Origin of the sequence: Micromonospora fulviviridis (genome assembly GCF_014648395.1) — a bacterium.
Classification (GTDB): Bacteria; Actinomycetota; Actinomycetes; order Mycobacteriales; family Micromonosporaceae; genus Micromonospora; species Micromonospora fulviviridis.
Window position 1 is genome coordinate 189,885 of sequence record NZ_BMRA01000006.1, and the last position, 15,811, is coordinate 205,695.

Genomic DNA, 15,811 nt, shown 5'->3' on the forward strand with positions numbered 1-15,811 from the left:
AGCGACTAGTCAGCGACGTGGATGACGATCTTGCCGCGCCGTTTGGCCTTCTCAAGTGCCTCGTAACCTGAGCGCGTCTCAGTGAGGGGCAGCACGCGGTCCAGCACCGGCCTCAACCGGCCGTTATCGACGAGCTCAGCGATGGAACGCAACGCGTTCTGGTCGGGCTCGACGATGAAGTACACCCCACGGAGGCCATGCCGGGTTGCTTCCTGCTGGTCGGGTGGGGTGACGAGGGTGACCAGGACACCGCCCGGTTTCAGGACCGACCAGGACCGCGACTGCGTGGCTCCTCCGACAAGATCAACAACCACGTCCACGTCGCGAACGTGATCCTCGAAGCGGTCGTGCGCATAGTCGATGACCTGCTCGGCACCCAGACCCTTGACAAATTCCAGGTCGGCCGCCGCCGCCGTGGCGCTCACGCGAGCACCGAGACCAGCCGCGAGCTGCACCACGTAGCTCCCCACGCCGCCGGCGCCGCCCTGCACCAGCACGTGCTGGCCGGCCTGCAGATCGGCGTGGTCCACCAGTGCCTGCCAGGCACTCAGCGCGGCCAGTGGGAGCGCTGCGGCGTGGTCGTGGTCAATGGTGGCGGGTTTGGCCGCCACGACGGCCGCGGGCAGGGCGACGTACTCGGCGGCCGCACCATCGCTGGTGAAAGGGATCAACCCGTAGACGGCTTCCCCCTCGGCGGGGCTGTCCACCCCCGCGCCGCACGCCGCGACGACGCCGGAGAACTCGTGCGACGGGATGATCGGGGTGCGCTCAGGTCCTGACCCGTCCGAGCTGTGCGTCCACGTCTGCGGCCAGGTGAGCTCAGTGGGTGTCATGGAAGCAGCCTTCACGGCCACCAACACCTCACCAGGCCCCGGCTCAGGCCGCGGCGCCTCCTCGTACACGAGTTGCTCCGGCCCGCCTCTGGTGTGAGCTCTCACGGCGTGCATCGTGCTCATCCGACTGCTGCTCCCTCCCGACGGCATTTCGGTCAGCCCGCCGGCCGCCCCTGGGGAGAAACTGCAGGCTGTCTCCCGCATTATCTGGCGGTTCGACAGCGCGCCTGTGGGACTTCCGTAACCCATGCCCCTTCGGCTCAGAAGCGCGCCAGGCTCGCGATCCTCCCCGCAGGCGCCGCGGAACCATGAGCGACGACGGGGGATATCCGCGGCTGACGTCAGCGTCGTCATGAACGCGCGCCCTCGGTGCGTGTGGCCCGCTCGTGGCCGAACGTATGGTGACGGGTCAGAGATTCGGCTCGATCCCGTCCTCAGGCCAAGCGGTGCACTCGCGGTCGGCCGCCTGCTCCTATGCTCTCCGGCGTGCCCCTCCTCAAGATCTCTTCACTTCTCGGGCTGCCGAGCTACGACCTCGTCGACCACTACCCCGATCTCGCGCCGTTGCGACGCGCGCTGCACGCCGAGGACTGGCCGGCCGTCGTCGCCTTCTTCGACCAGCTGCCGGAGCACGACGACCCGACAGTCGCCACCGCGATGGTCGCCGAGACGAAGGGCGTGGAGACGTTCCTGCGGATGGCAGGAGGCGGACCGGCCGAGTCCACCCTGGCCGGTACGTTGCTCGGCGCCCGGTTGGTGTGGATGGCGTGGGAGGCCCGGGGGGCGGCGCGCGCCCGGTACACCAGCAACCGCCAGTTCGCGTCCTTCCACGAGATCCTCCGTGAGGCCGAGCGGGTGCTCGGCGAGGTGACCGCGGAGGAACCGGGCAACATCGCCGCGTGGACGGCGCGGCTGCGCACCGCCCGGGGCCTCGGGTTGGGGCAGGCGGAGGCGAACCGGCGGTACGAGCGCGCCGCGAAGGCACGGTCGGATCCGTTCTACGCCCAGCTGACCCACGTCCAGCAGCTGGGCCCGAAGTGGGGCGGTTCGCTGGACCAGTTGCTCAGCTTCGCGCGGCGCTGCGCCGAGACGTCGCCGCCCGGATCGCTCAACGCGGCGGCCGTGGCCGACGCCCACCTGGAGTTCGCGTACGAGTCGGGCATCGCCCACCTGCGATCGCCGGCTGTGCTCGACGAGATCCGTCACGCCGTGGCCAGGTCGGTCGGGCACCCGGATTACCGGCCCGTGCACGGTTGGGTCCAGGCCGAGTGCAGCTTCTCGTACGTCCTCTGGCTCGCTGGTGACCGGTCCGGCGCCGCCGCCCGGCTGGCGGCGCTCGGCAACCGCATCACCATCTACCCCTGGGGCAGCCCCCGGGAACTCAGGACCGCCCGGCGGAAGCTTCGTGGGGCCGGTGCGCGATGATCCGATGTGAGGTCGACGGCGTACCCGCGCTGTTCGTCAAGGCAGCAGGGCCGGTACGCGCGGGTCTGGTGTTCCGGCGGCACTGCATCGGCACGGGCTGATGGACCATCACGCCAACGCCAGTGTCGGCAGCACCGTGAGCCACTTCTACACCGCCGGCACGCCCGCGGAGGTGGTCGCCCTCTTCCACCAGCTCTGCGCATCGCTCGCCGACCTTCCGGTCGCGCGCATGGAGGTGGAGAAGGAGATCCTGCTGACCGAGGCGGCCGGCCGCAGCAACGGCGTGAACGCGAACTTGCCGCTGTGGCGCTACGGCGCCCAAGGCCACGGGCAGGTGAGCTACGCCGAGTTCGGACTGCACCGGGTCACCGCCGACGACCTCGGTGACTGGGCCGCCGAGCATTTCACCCGCGACAACGCGGTGCTCTGGGTGGCGGGCAACGACGTACCAGCCGACCTGCGTCTGGATCTGCCCGCCGGTGCACGGCGGCCGCTTCCGCCGCCCACCTCGGCGCTGCAGGGCACACCTGCCTACTACCACGCCGCCGGCAACGGCGTCGTCATGGACACCGTCGTCCGTCGCGGCGCCGCGGCGCAGCTCTTCGCCGCCGTGCTGGAACGCGCCCTCTACCGGGAGCTGCGGCTGGAGAGCGGCGTCAGCTATACGGCCACCACCGACTACTCGCCCCGCGGCGACGACATGGCGACCATCACCGCGTACGTGGACGCGCTGCCTCAGAAGAAGGCAGCCGCCCTCCACGGCTTCGTCGACACCGTCAAACTGCTCGCCAGGTCGGGGGTGGCCCAGGAGGAACTCGACGCGGTACGAACCATGGCCCTGGCGAGCCTCGACGATCCCGATTTCGAGATGGCCCGGCTTCCCACGGCCGCCGTCGACCTGCTCACCGGCCAGCCGCTGTTCACCGCCGCCGAGCTGGGCGACCGGCTCCGCTCGATCGCCGCGGCGGACGTGACCGCGGTCGCCGGTGAGGCCTACGCCCACGCCCTGCTGCAGGTGCCGTACGGGGTATCCGCTGACGCCCTCGGCTTGGCGGCGGCGCCCACCAGCTCCGAGTCGCCGGTAGCCGGCCGGCGGTACCCGTCACGCGGCGACGACGGCCTCGCTCTCGTCGTCGGCGACGAGGGGGTTTCGCTGGTCACCAAAGCCGGGCAGGCCTTGACCGTACGGTTCGCCGACTGTCCGGTCCGGCTGCGGTGGCCGGACGGCGCCAGCACCTTCATCGGCACCGACGGCATCAGCGTCGCCGTCGAGCCCACCCTGTACCGGGTCGACGACGCCGCCCTGGCCGCGCTCGACCGTGCCGTGCCCGACAGCCGCACCGTCCCGATGCCGGAGCGGGACCCTGATCACATCCCGCAACCGGAGCAGAGCCAACGGACCGCTCCTCCCGCCCGCAAGGTGGAGTTCGGCATCCTGGCCGTACTCACCGCGGTGATCCTCGCCGGCTTCGTCGGCATGGCGAGCGCCTGGCGGCCGGAGGACGGCGCGCTGAGCGAACGCCTGCTACTGCTCCTGATGGTGCTGTCAGGACTCGGTGTGATCAGGGTGGCGCTGCTCGGCTTCGGCCGGCTACGCATGGGTCGCTGGTGACACCACCCGTGGACGGCCGTCGGGCGCCCAACCACGGTGGAGCCGATCGCCGCGCCCCGAACCGGCGTCGAGCCGCGCGATCAGCGACAGAAGACTATTGATTCTGCCTCGTCCGCAGGTGGCTCTGCCGCTCCCGGCGGCTCGCCTCCCTGTCGGGTCCTGTGGGGCCGGCGGCAGCGCGGCGGTTAGGCTTTACGGATGCAGGAGGCGGTGTCCTGGAGCGACCTCGATGGCTGACGCGGCTGATATCCGTCACCTGGCGCTGGCGCTGCCTCACGTGGTCGAGATCGACAGTGAGGGCTTCGACTTCCGGGTCGCTGACAAAGGGTTCGTCTGGTCCTACCCTGAGCGCAGACCCGGTACGGCGCGCCGCATCCGGACCGATATCGCGGTGCTGTACGTGGGCGACGAAGCGGAGAAGCAGGCGTTACTCCTCGGCGAGCCCGAGGTCTTCTTCACCACGCCCGCGTATGACGGCTTGCCCCTGGTCATGCTGCGTCTGACGCAGGTGAGCGTCGATCGGCTGAAGGAACTCGTCACCGACGCGTGGTGCATGCGTGCCCCAGACTCGCTCGTCGGTGACCTCGATGACGGCGGTGGTGACCCGTCACGTTGAGCGCCGGTCGGGCCGTGTTGGGCCCGGTACCGCGCTGCCGCATCGCCTGCTGACCGGGTCGCAGCCCCGCCGGATCAGTTGGAACCGGCGAGGTCAGAGACGTGGCGGCCCGCGGATCGTGCGCCCGGGTGACAGCCATGCGAGACCAAACTGGAGTCTCACGAGTGCGCGACACGCTCGCCGGAGATCCGGCAGGGCTCAGAGCCAGGGTGGTGGGCCCTCGAAGGTGAGGGTGTGAACGTCGAACAGGACCGCCTCCTCCACGCCCAGCGCCGGCCCGCCCTGGCGGGCCGCCCAGGTCAGGAACGGCCCGGGTTCAGGTCCGGCCACACCCAGGCCCTGGGTGTATTCAGCGTGCGCGGCCAGCGAGGCGATGCCGCGCCGCAACGGTTCACCGGTGACATCCACGCCGTGCGTGGGGCGCTCGGCGCCGCCGAAGCAGACGTAGCGCACACCGCCCCAGGGCGGCAGCCCCTCGTCCACCAGTTCCGGGAAGATCCACCGGTTGCCCGCGTCGCGGGCGGCGTCCAACGTCGCCAGTCCCACTGCCCGGTGGTCGGCCTGGTTGGTCATGCCGCCCACCATGCGGACGGTGAATGCGCCCGAGACGATCACGTCGGGCCGGTGCCGGCGGATCGCCCGCACGATGTCGCGGCGCAGGTCCGCACCGTACTCGACGACGCCGTCGCGGTGGTCGAGGAACTCCACGACGTGTACGCCGACCTCCCGGGCCCCGGCGCGCTCCTCCTGCTCGCGCAACGGCCCGGCCTGGTCCGGGTGCATCGCGTCGATCCCCGCCTCGCCTCGGGTGGCCAACAGGTAGGTGACCTGCTTGCCCTGAGCGGTCCAGCGGGCGATCGCCGAGGCCGCACCGTACTCGAGGTCGTCGGGGTGTGCGGCCACCGCGAGACAGCGGTCCCAGTCCTCCGGCAGCGCCGGCAGAAGCTCGTCCACGGTCCAGACCGTAGCGGCCTCTTCGCCCGTCCGGCACCGCCGTGTCGGCAACACTGACATCCGCCGGGCCGGCGATACTGACCGGGTGGACCCCAGTCGGCTCCACCCGCAGGCGCGGGCGGCGATGCGAGTCCAGCAGCGTGTCCCGCTCACCCGGGCCAACCTGCCGGCGGCACGGCTCAGCATGGTCCAGGCGACTCCCGCCGAGGTGGGCAACGGACCGGCGATCCGGTCCGTGATGACGGTCGACGCCGGCGGCGTGCCCGCCCGCCTCTACCGCGACGGAGATGACGACGCGCTGCCGGTGGTCCTCTACGCGCACGGCGGAGGCTGGGTGATGGGCGGCGTGGACACCCACGACGGGCTCTGTCGGCACCTGGCGGCCGCGTCCGGCTGGGCGGTTCTCTCCGTGGACTACCGGCTCGCGCCCGAACATCCGTACCCGGCCCCGGTGGACGACATGGTGCGCGCGCTCACCTGGGTGCGCGGGCCGGAAGCGCCTCGGCACGGCCTCGACCCGCGTCGGACAGCCGTGGCCGGTGATTCCTCGGGAGGGCACCTGGCGGCGGTGACCGCCCGGCGTGCCCGGGACGCCGGGATCCGGCTTGCGGGACAGATCCTCGTCTGCCCGGTCATCGACCCCACGGCCGACTACCCGGCGCTGGACGAGTACGGCCTGGACCGGGAGGAGATGCGGTTCTTCTGGGACGCGTTCGCCCCACCCGGCGTGGACCGTGCGCAGCCGGACCTGGACCCCCTGCGGGCCGACCTCACCGGCCTGCCGCCCGCCGTGCTCGTCACCGCCGAACTCGACCTGTTGTCCGCCGAGGGGGAACGGTACGCCGCCGGGCTGCTGGCGGCGGGCGTTCCCGTCACCGCAGCCCGGTACCAGGGGCTCATCCACAACTTCCCGCGGAAGCTGGCCCTGTTCGACGCCGCCCATGTCGCCCTGGCCCAGTTGGCCGCTGTGCTGCACCGTTGGTCGGAGGAGGAAGCATGAGCACCACCGGACGGCGAGGCCCCGTGAAGGCCGGCATCACCGTGTCACTGGACGGCTACGTCACCGGTCCCGACGATCGCGCGGGCCAGGGGCTCGGCATCGGCGGCGAGCGGCTCCACTACTGGGTGATGGGCGGTCCGTGGACCTACGAGACGGAACGCGAACCCGGCGCCGGCATGACCGACGCTGACCGTGCCTACTTCGACGCGCTGCTCGAGGGGACGAGCGCCGGCCTGTGCGGCCGGGGCATGTACGACAGCGCCGGCGCCTGGGGCGGCCGGAACCCGTTCGGCGGCACCATGGTCGTCCTCACCCACCGCACCGCGGACCAGCCCGACCCGAGCACCGGGTTCCTCATGGTCGACGGGTTCGAGGAAGCGCTGGCAGCGGCCCGGCGGGCGGCCGGCGACGGCGGCGTCGCCATCGGCGGGGGAGCCGACATCATGCGGCAGGCGCTCACGGCCGGGGTGGTCGACGAACTCGGCATCACCACCGCCCCGGTCGTCCTCGGCCGCGGGAAGCGGCTCTTCGAGGGCTTCGACCGCGACATCGACCTCAAGATCCTCTCGGTCCACCACTCGCCGTACGCGGTTCATGTGCGGTACGCCGTCGTGCGTTGAGCCCGACCCGACCGTTCGCCGTTCGTCAGGCACCGCTCGCCGCAGTGGACCGACCGTTCCCGGCCACTGTGCCGTCGCTCAACTCGCGGCCATGACCAGCGAGAACTACAGTCGGCTGGAGCACCACCGGATAGATCACGACAGATATCGCGGTGAGGAGCGAGTCGATGGCCAACCCTGCCGGCATCGAAGTCACCGGGCCGATCCACCCCCGGTACGACGAGATCCTCACCCCCGAGGCGTTGAGCTTCCTCGCCGACCTGCACCGCGCCTTCGACGCCCGCCGTCGCGAACTGCTCGACCGGCGCAAGCGGCGCGAGGCCGAGCTCGCCGAAGGCGCGCTGTTCGACTTCCTGCCCGAGACCCGGGAGATCCGCGAGTCCGACTGGCGCGTCGCCGACCCCGCGCCGGGCCTGGTCGACCGCCGGGTGGAGATCACCGGTCCAACGGACGCCAAGATGACCATCAACGCGCTCAACTCCGGGGCGAAGGTGTGGCTGGCCGACCACGAGGACGCCAACACCCCGCTCTGGGAGAACGTCATCGCAGGCCAGCTCAACCTGCGCGACGCGATCGACCGTAAGCTCGACTTCACCTCGCCGGACGGCAAGCAGTACGCCCTGCACGACGGTGAGCTGGCCACCATCGTGGTCCGGCCGCGCGGCTGGCACCTCACCGAGAAGCACATTCTCGTCGACGGCGAGCGCACCTCCGGCAGCCTGGTCGACTTCGGCCTCTACTTCTTCCACTGCGCCCGCCGGCAGCTCGACCGCGGCGCCGGACCCTACTTCTACCTGCCCAAGATGGAGAGCCACCTCGAGGCGCGACTGTGGAACGACGTCTTCCTGCTCGCCGAGGAGCGCCTCGGCATTCCGCGCGGCACCATCCGCGCCACCGTGCTGATCGAGACCTTCCCGGCCGCGTTCGAGATGGACGAGATTCTCTACGAGTTGCGCGAGCACTCCGCCGGGCTGAACGCCGGCCGGTGGGACTACATGTTCAGCGTGATCAAGAAGTTCCGCACCCGGGGCGCCGACTTCCTGCTGCCCGACCGGAACTCGGTGACCATGACGGTGCCGTTCATGCGCGCGTACACCGAACTGCTGGTGCGGACCTGCCACCGGCGGGGGGCGCACGCCATCGGCGGGATGGCCGCGTTCATCCCCAGCCGCCGCGACCCACAGGTCAACGAGACGGCGCTGGCGAAGGTCCGGGACGACAAGACGCGGGAGGCGGGCGACGGTTTCGACGGATCCTGGGTCGCCCACCCCGACCTGGTGCCGATCTGCCGGGAGGTCTTCGACCAGGTCCTCGGCGACCGGCCAAACCAGCTCGACCGCACCCGCGACGAGGTCCGGGTGACCGCCGCCGAGCTGCTCGACGTTCGGTCCACCCCCGGGCAGCACACCGAGGGCGGGCTGCGCAACGCGGTCAGCGTCGGCGTGCAGTACCTGGCCACCTGGCTGCGTGGCTCCGGCGCGGTGGCCATCTACAACCTGATGGAGGACGCGGCCACCGCGGAGATCTCCCGCAGCCAGGTGTGGCAGTGGCTGCACAACGACGTCACCCTCGACGACACCGGTGAGCGGGTCACCCGGGAGCTGGTCGAACGGATCGCCGACGAGGAGATAGGGAAACTGCCCGGTGCTCCCGGTGACTACGCCGAAGCCCAGGCGCTGTTCATGGAGGTCGCCGTCGCCGACGACTTCGCCGACTTCCTGACCGTGCCCGCGTACGAACGGATGCCCTGACCGACGACCGACGCGACGCGGAGGTGGCGATGAGCACGACCACGACGGACATCGACGCGCTCGCCGCCGCCCTGCGGGCCGCCATCGGCGCCGACCGGGTGATCAGCGACCGGCAGGAGCTGCGCACCTACGAGTGCGACGGGCTGGCCCAGTACAAGGTGATCCCCGCGCTGGTGGCGCTCCCGGCGGACGCGGAACAGTGCGCCGCCGTCGTGCGGGCCTGCGTCGCCGCGGGTACGCCGTTCGTGGCCCGCGGATCCGGCACCGGGCTCTCCGGCGGCGCCCTGCCCCGCGCCGACGGCGTCCTCGTGGTCGCCTCGCAGATGCGGGACATCCTGGAGATCGCGCCGGACGACGAGCGGGCGGTGGTGCAGCCCGGCGTCATCAACCTGGCCGTCACCCGGGCCGCCACCCCGTACGGCTACTACTACGCACCGGACCCGTCCAGCCAGCAGATCTGCTCCATCGGGGGCAACGTGGCGGAGAACTCGGGCGGCGCCCACTGCCTCAAGTACGGCTTCACCACCAACCACGTTCTCGGCGTCGAGCTGGTCACCCCGGACGGCGACCGGGTACGCCTCGGCGGCCGCGCCCCCGACGCCCCCGGCTACGACCTGCTCGGCGCGTTCGTCGGCTCCGAGGGCACCCTCGGCATCGCCACCGAGGTGACCGTCCGGCTGACCCGGCTGCCCGAGTCGGTGCGCACCCTGCTCGCCGCGTTCGAGACAACCGACCAGGCCGGTGCGGCGACCTCGGCGATCATCGCGGCCGGGGTGGTGCCGGCGGCGGTGGAGATGATGGACGCCCTGGCCATCGAGGCGGCCGAGGCGGCGGTGCACTGTGGCTACCCGCCCGGCGCCGGGGCGGTGCTGATCGTCGAGTTGGACGGGCCGGAACCGGAGGTCGCCGCCCAGTTCGCGCAGGTGGAGAGCCTGTGCCGGGAGAACCGGGCGTTCGAGATCCGGATCGCGGCCGACGACGCCGAGCGGGCGCTGTTCTGGAAGGGGCGCAAGTCCGCGTTCGCCGCCGTGGGGCGGATCAGCCCGGACTACATCGTCCAGGACGGGGTGATTCCGCGGACCGCCCTGTCGGAGGTGCTGCGCCGCATCGGCGAGCTCTCCGCCGAGCGCGGCATCCGGGTGGCGAACGTCTTCCACGCCGGCGACGGCAACCTGCACCCGCTGGTCCTCTTCGACGCCGCCGTCGACGGCGAGACCGTCCGCGCCGAGGAGGTCTCCGGCGCGATCCTCGACCTCTGCATCACCCACGGCGGCTCGATCACCGGGGAGCACGGCGTGGGCATGGACAAGGCGAAGTACATGCCCCGCATGTTCACCGACGACGACCTGGACACGATGCAGCTGCTGCGCTGCGCGTTCGACCCGGACGGGCTGGCCAACCCCGGCAAGGTATTCCCGACACCCCGCCTCTGCGGCGAGGTGCCGGGCCGACGCAAGGGGCTCCACCCGGCGCAGGAGGCCGGCCTGGCGGAGGTGTTCTGATGCCCGCCGACCGGACCCTCGACCAGCTCCGCGCCGCCGCCGAGGTCGTCCGCACCGCCGGCGAGCACGACACCATCGACGGGGTGCCGGCCCGCTACGTCGCCGCGCCCCGGGACACCGGCCAGGCCGCCCACCTGCTGCGCGCGGCAGCCGCGCTCGACCTGGCCGTCACGTTCCGGGGCGGCGGCACCAAGCAGGACTGGGGGAGCCCACCCCGTCGACTCGACCTGATCCTCGACACCACCGCCCTGACCGGGGTGGTCGAGCACGCCGCCGGCGACCTGATCACCGTGGTCCGGGCCGGCACCCGCCTCGACGAGCTGCCGGCCACCCTGGCCGGCGCCGGGCAGCAGCTCGCCCTCGACGCACCGCTGCCCGGCGGCACCGTCGGCGGTGCCGTCGCCACCAACACCAGCGGCCCGCGCCGGATGCTCTACGGAACCGTCCGCGACCTGCTCATCGGGGTAACCCTGGTGCGCGTGGACGGGGTGGTGGCGCACGCCGGCGGCAAGGTGGTCAAGAACGTCGCCGGCTACGACCTGGGCAAGCTGGTCACCGGCGCGTACGGCACGCTGGGGCTGATCACCGAGTGCGCGTTCCGGCTGCACCCGCTGCCCGCCACCGTCGCATACGTCTCCCGCGCCGTGGACGACCTGGCCGAGGCCGGTCGCCTGGCCGGCACGGTACGGGCGGCCCAGCTCGCACCCACCGCGCTGGAGGTGGACGCCCCGGCCGGCGAGCGGGCGATGGTCACCGTGCTGCTGGAGGGCACCCCGGCCGGGGTGACCGCCCGGGCCGCCGCGGCCCGCCGGCTGCTCGGCGCCGACGCCACCGAGGCCGACCAGCCGCCCGAAGGCTGGGCACGCTATCCGTGGCGGGACGGGGACGTCGGCCTGAAGCTGACCGCCGCGCTCTCCGGCGTACCCCGGCTGCTGAGCGATGCCCGCGCGGCGGCCGACCGGCACGACCTGCCGCTGGCGCTGCGCGGTTCGGCCGGCGTCGGTGTCCTCTACGCCGGCCTGCCCGGCGCATCCGACCCGGAGCGGGTCGCCGGCCTGGTGGACGCGCTCCGGGCGACGACCGCCGCCGTCGGCGGGCACACGGTGGTGCTCACCGCACCCGCGCCCGTGCGGGACCGGGTCGACCCGTGGGGACCGGTCCACGGCCTGGAGCTGATGCGCCGGGTCAAGCAGCGCTTCGATCCGGACGCCCGGCTGGCGCCCGGCCGATTCGTGGGAGGGATCTGATGAGCATCCCCCAGCAGCCCGGCCCGACCCCGGTCACCTCACCCGGCGGGAGCCAGCCGGCCAGCGGTCCCCGGGACGTGCTCGGCGCGGCCGCCCAGCCGCCCGGCGTCGGCGCCTTCGACGAGCACCACCCGCCGTCCGCCGAGCTGGTCGGGGACTGCGTGCACTGCGGCTTCTGCCTGCCCACCTGCCCGACCTACGTGCTGTGGGGCGAGGAGATGGACTCACCACGCGGGCGGATCTACCTGATGAAGCAGGGGTTGGAGGGCGAGCCGCTCACCGACTCCATGGTCACCCACTTCGACCGCTGCCTCGGCTGCATGTCCTGCGTGACCGCCTGCCCCTCCGGCGTCCAGTACGACCGGCTCATCGGGGCCACCCGCCAGCAGGTCGAACGCCGGCACAGCCGCGGCCCCCGGGACCGGGCGCTGCGGGCGGCGATCTTCGCGCTCTTCCCGTACCGGAGGCGGCTGCGGCTGCTGCGCGGGCCGCTGCGGGCGTACCAGGCCACCGGCCTGCCCCGGCTGGTTCGCCGGAGCGGGCTGCTGCGCCGGCTGGCACCCACCCTGGCGACGGTGGAGTCGCTGGCTCCCCGGCTGGGCCGGGCCGCCGGCCCGCCGCAGCGGGTGGCGGCCGTCGGCAACCGGCGGGCCGTGGTCGGCATGCTCACCGGCTGCGTGCAGGGCGCCTTCTTTCCCGAGGTGAACGCCGCCACCGCCCGGGTGCTCGCCGCCGAGGGCTGCGAGGTGGTGATCCTGCCCGACCGGCAGGGCTGCTGCGGGGCGCTGAGCGCGCACAACGGACGGGAGGAGGAGGCGCGCCGCTTCGCCCGCCGGATGGTGGACACGTTCGCCGCCGCCGGCATCGACTATTTCGTGGTCAACGCGGCCGGCTGCGGCTCCACCCTCAAGGAGTACGGCGACCTGCTGCGCGACGACCCCCGGTACGCGGACCTCGCCGCCGACTTCGCCGGCAAGGTCCGCGACCTCTCCGAGGTACTGGTCGAGCTCGGCCAGGTCGCCACCCGGCACCCGCTACCGGTGACGGTCGCCTACCACGACGCCTGCCACCTGGCCCACGCCCAGGGCATCCGCGCGCAGCCCCGCCGGCTGCTGCGCGACATCCCCGGGCTGGAGCTGCGGGAAATCGCCGATCCAGAGATCTGCTGCGGCTCGGCGGGCATCTGGAACATCCTCCACCCCGGGCCGGCCGCCGAACTCGGCGACCGCAAGGCCCGCACCGTACTGGCCACCGGGGCACAGCTGCTCGTCACCGCCAACCCCGGCTGCCTCATGCAGGTCGCCGCCTCGGTGACCCGCGCCGGCGGCGACATCGCGCTGGCACACACCGCCCAGGTCCTCGACGCCTCGATCCGCGGACGAGGGGTCGAGGAGTTGCTGCACCAGCGAACCCCGTCCTGACGGCGAGATCCACCGTCACCGCTGACCCCCGTCCCCCCACAGCGTCGAGGTGACCCATGTTCGACCAGTTCAAGGTCGTCACCGATCCCGTCGGTGACTCCGTCGCGCTCTCGGCCATCTTCGCGGTCCTACCCCTGCTCACCCTCTTCGTCCTGCTCGGCGTCATGAAGGTCAAGGCCTGGTTGGCCGGCGTGATCTCGCTCGTGGTCGCCCTGATCGTGGCCATCGCCGTCTACGCCATGCCGATCGGGCAGGCCGTGCTCTCGGCCACCGAGGGCGCCGCCTTCGGCTTCTTCCCGATCCTCTGGATCGTCATCAACGCGATCTGGGTCTACAACCTCACCGTCGAGAGCGGGCATTTCGACGTGCTGCGCCGCTCCTTCGAACGGGTCAGCCCGGACATGCGCATCCAGGCGATCATCATCGCGTTCTGCTTCGGTGCGCTGCTGGAGGCCCTCGCGGGCTTCGGCACGCCGGTGGCGATCACCGTGGTGATGCTGATGGCCCTCGGGTTCCGCCCGATCCACGCCGCCTCCGTGTCGCTGCTGGCCAACACCGCGCCGGTGGCCTTCGGCGCGCTCGCCACCCCGATCGTCACGCTGGCCAGCGTCAGCAGTGGCGCCAACCCCGACCCCCGGCTCACCGTCGACACCCTCGGCGCGATGGTCGGCCGGCAGACCCCGATCCTCGCGGTGGTCGTACCGCTGATGCTGGTGGCCCTGGTCGACGGGCGGCGCGGCATCCGCCAGACCTGGCCAGCCGCGCTGGTCGCCGGGGTGAGCTTCGGCCTGGCGCAGTTCGTCGCGGCGAACTACATCTCGGTGCCGCTGACCGACATCGTCGCCGCGCTGGTCTCGGCCGCCGCCGTGGTGCTGCTGATCCGCGTCTGGCGCCCGGTCACCCCCGCCGACCTCGGCCGCGAGCCGGAGGCCGCCGCCGTGCCGGCCGCCCGCGGGGCAGTCGCCGCGGAGATGGCCGGACCCGGCACGGTCCGCGCCGCCGCGGGCACCCGCTCCGATACGACCAGCACCGCCGCCCCCGGACTGGGCGGTTCCGGTGGGGAGACCTCGCCGGGTGATCCGCGCATCGACGAGACCGCTCCCGTCGGCCGGCACCGCGACGACGACCTGGAGCCGCGGCCCACCGACCAGGTGCGCGCCGCCACGGCCGGCGGCCGGCGGATCGCGGACACCCCGGCCGAGATCGCGCGGGCGTACGCGCCCTACCTGATCATCATCGCGATCTTCTCCATCGCCAACCTCGGCGCGGTGAAGACGGCCCTGGCGAAGGAGCCGTGGACGGTGAAGTTCCCCTGGCCGGGGCTGGACATCCTGGGCGGCAACGGCAAGCCGCTGTCCTCGGTGACGTTCACCTTGAACTGGCTGCCCGCGGCGGGCACCCTGATGATCCTCGCCGGCATCCTGACCGCGCTGGTGCTGCGGGTCTCGGCGGGCCGGGCGCTGCGCGCGTACGGCCGCACCTACGTCGAGCTGCGCTACGCGATCGTCACGGTGATGGCGGTGCTCGCCCTGGCGTACGTGATGAACCAGTCCGGCCAGACCAACACCCTCGGCGCGTTCCTCGCCGCGGCCGGCGGGGCGTTCGTCTTCCTGTCGGCGATCCTCGGCTGGATCGGCGTCGCGGTGACCGGCTCGGACACCTCCGCCAACGCCCTGTTCGGCGCGTTGCAGGTGCAGACGGCGGCCCGGGCCGGGCTGGACCCGCTGCTGCTGGCCGCGGCCAACTCTTCCGGCGGGGTGCTGGGCAAGATGATCAGCCCGCAGAACCTGGCGATCGCCGCCGCCGCGGTCGGCATGGCCGGCCGAGAGGGGGAGATCTTCCGGAAGGTGTTCGGCTGGAGCCTCGTGCTGCTGCTGTTCATGTGCGTGCTCGTCGCGCTCCAGGGCTCCCCGGTCCTGAGCTGGATGGTGCCCTGATCGCAGGTCCGACCGCCCGGGCGCCACGGATCACGTGGCGCCCGGGCTGGTCTCGTCGCCGCTCCGGCTCGGCGGGCTGCTGCGCCCATCCGGCCGGGGGAGCCCTGCACGCTCTACGGTTGCGTGGACGAAGGTCACTTCCCCAGCGTGCGCACCACAGTCGAAGACACCGCGGCCAGTTCGGGCTGTGCAGGCAGAAATACCGTGGGGACACCCAGCGACTGGTTCATCGCGGCGAGCTGATACTCGGTCTGAAGGTCGGTGGTGTTACGCACGCCGCGGACGATCACTCCTGCGTGATGGCGACGGCAGTAGGTGGCGGTCAACCCGCTCCAGGCCGCGACGGTGACGGAGGTCCACTCGACCGGCAGAATGGCCCGAACAGCGGCCGCGCGCTCCTCTTCGTCGGTGCCCGGATGCTTGCTGCTGTTGACCGCGACGAGCACGACCACTTCGTCGAACAGGTCACGTGCCCGGTTCACCACATTAAAATGCCCGGGAGTGAAGGGACCAAAGGTGCCGGGGTAGACGGCTCGCACACGTACGCGACCGGGGGTTTCTGCTGTCGAACGTGGCCCTGCCGATGGTTCGGGTGTCACGGCCGCAAGACCCGCTGCGCATCGCGGATGATGCTGACTCGACAGAGGTGGGCGTGCAGGTTGCCCCCGGGATGCGCGATCTGCTCGGCTCCATGCCTGCGGAGCCGGACCCGTACGCCTTTATCGGTGCTCATGGCCCGACTGTAGGTATCGGCTGTCGGATTCGCTGGCCCCTGGGCGTGGGCGATATGTCACAGCGCCGTGGACACGTCTGGCACTCGCCTGACTGCGCCCTTCGGACCGGCTCTCCATCGGGGAGCTTCTGACTTGTGCAGATGCGCAAAGTCGTTCTTG

General features: G+C 72.0%; 13 protein-coding genes. 10 read left to right on the forward strand and 3 right to left on the reverse strand.

The window, feature by feature from the left end; all coding sequences use genetic code 11:
- Window positions 1-5: 5 nt before the first annotated feature.
- Window positions 6-956, reverse strand: coding sequence for an NADP-dependent oxidoreductase (locus IEY96_RS17715; protein WP_229791660.1), 951 nt, complete (start codon window positions 954-956; stop codon window positions 6-8).
- Between the two features lie 363 nt (window positions 957-1,319).
- Between IEY96_RS17715 and IEY96_RS17720 the strand changes: the two genes are divergently transcribed.
- From IEY96_RS17720 to IEY96_RS17730, 3 genes are all read left to right on the forward strand, one after another.
- The gene (locus IEY96_RS17720) at window positions 1,320-2,258 is read left to right on the forward strand and encodes a hypothetical protein (protein WP_189195905.1); all 939 of its coding nucleotides are present in this window, start codon (window positions 1,320-1,322) and stop codon (window positions 2,256-2,258) included.
- Window positions 2,259-2,358: 100 nt separating this feature from the next.
- On the forward strand, window positions 2,359-3,870 hold the full coding sequence (locus tag IEY96_RS17725; RefSeq protein WP_189195906.1) for a peptidase M16 family protein: 1,512 nt from the start codon (window positions 2,359-2,361) through the stop codon (window positions 3,868-3,870).
- A gap of 229 nt (window positions 3,871-4,099) precedes the next feature.
- Window positions 4,100-4,486 carry an MmcQ/YjbR family DNA-binding protein gene (locus tag IEY96_RS17730; RefSeq protein WP_189195907.1) on the forward strand — a complete coding sequence of 129 codons (387 nt, stop codon included), beginning with the start codon at window positions 4,100-4,102 and terminating at the stop codon, window positions 4,484-4,486.
- A gap of 198 nt (window positions 4,487-4,684) precedes the next feature.
- Here IEY96_RS17730 and IEY96_RS17735 read toward each other — a convergent pair whose 3' ends face one another.
- Entirely contained in the window at window positions 4,685-5,440 is a 756-nt protein-coding gene (locus tag IEY96_RS17735) for a PIG-L deacetylase family protein (RefSeq protein ID WP_229791661.1), read from the reverse strand.
- 85 nt (window positions 5,441-5,525) lie between these two features.
- On the opposite strand from IEY96_RS17735, the gene IEY96_RS17740 reads away from it, so the two are divergent.
- The 7 genes from IEY96_RS17740 (at window position 5,526) to IEY96_RS17770 (ending at window position 14,918) form a co-directional block, all read left to right on the forward strand.
- Window positions 5,526-6,440, forward strand: a complete 915-nt coding sequence (locus IEY96_RS17740) for an alpha/beta hydrolase (RefSeq protein ID WP_229791662.1) — start codon at window positions 5,526-5,528, stop codon at window positions 6,438-6,440.
- A complete protein-coding gene (locus tag IEY96_RS17745; RefSeq protein WP_189195909.1) occupies window positions 6,437-7,060 on the forward strand; it encodes a dihydrofolate reductase family protein in 624 nt (207 codons plus the stop codon). Before IEY96_RS17740 ends, IEY96_RS17745 begins: the two co-directional genes overlap by 4 nt.
- 167 nt (window positions 7,061-7,227) lie before the next feature.
- Window positions 7,228-8,811 carry a malate synthase A gene (gene aceB / locus IEY96_RS17750; RefSeq protein WP_189195910.1) on the forward strand — a complete coding sequence of 528 codons (1,584 nt, stop codon included), beginning with the start codon at window positions 7,228-7,230 and terminating at the stop codon, window positions 8,809-8,811.
- A 29-nt stretch (window positions 8,812-8,840) separates the two neighbouring features.
- On the forward strand, window positions 8,841-10,313 hold the full coding sequence (locus IEY96_RS17755; RefSeq protein WP_189195911.1) for an FAD-linked oxidase C-terminal domain-containing protein: 1,473 nt from the start codon (window positions 8,841-8,843) through the stop codon (window positions 10,311-10,313).
- Complete coding sequence (locus tag IEY96_RS17760; protein WP_189195912.1) at window positions 10,313-11,560, forward strand: FAD-binding oxidoreductase; 1,248 nt, start codon at window positions 10,313-10,315, stop codon at window positions 11,558-11,560. The genes IEY96_RS17755 and IEY96_RS17760 overlap by 1 nt, the downstream gene beginning before the upstream one ends.
- Entirely contained in the window at window positions 11,560-12,981 is a 1,422-nt protein-coding gene (locus IEY96_RS17765) for a (Fe-S)-binding protein (protein ID WP_189195913.1), read from the forward strand. The genes IEY96_RS17760 and IEY96_RS17765 overlap by 1 nt, the downstream gene beginning before the upstream one ends.
- A gap of 56 nt (window positions 12,982-13,037) precedes the next feature.
- Entirely contained in the window at window positions 13,038-14,918 is a 1,881-nt protein-coding gene (locus tag IEY96_RS17770; protein WP_189195914.1) for an L-lactate permease, read from the forward strand.
- Window positions 14,919-15,052: 134 nt separating this feature from the next.
- On the opposite strand, the gene coaD is transcribed toward IEY96_RS17770, so the two are convergent.
- On the reverse strand, window positions 15,053-15,517 hold the full coding sequence (coaD, locus tag IEY96_RS17775) for a pantetheine-phosphate adenylyltransferase (RefSeq protein ID WP_189195915.1): 465 nt from the start codon (window positions 15,515-15,517) through the stop codon (window positions 15,053-15,055).
- Window positions 15,518-15,811 lie beyond the last annotated feature (294 nt).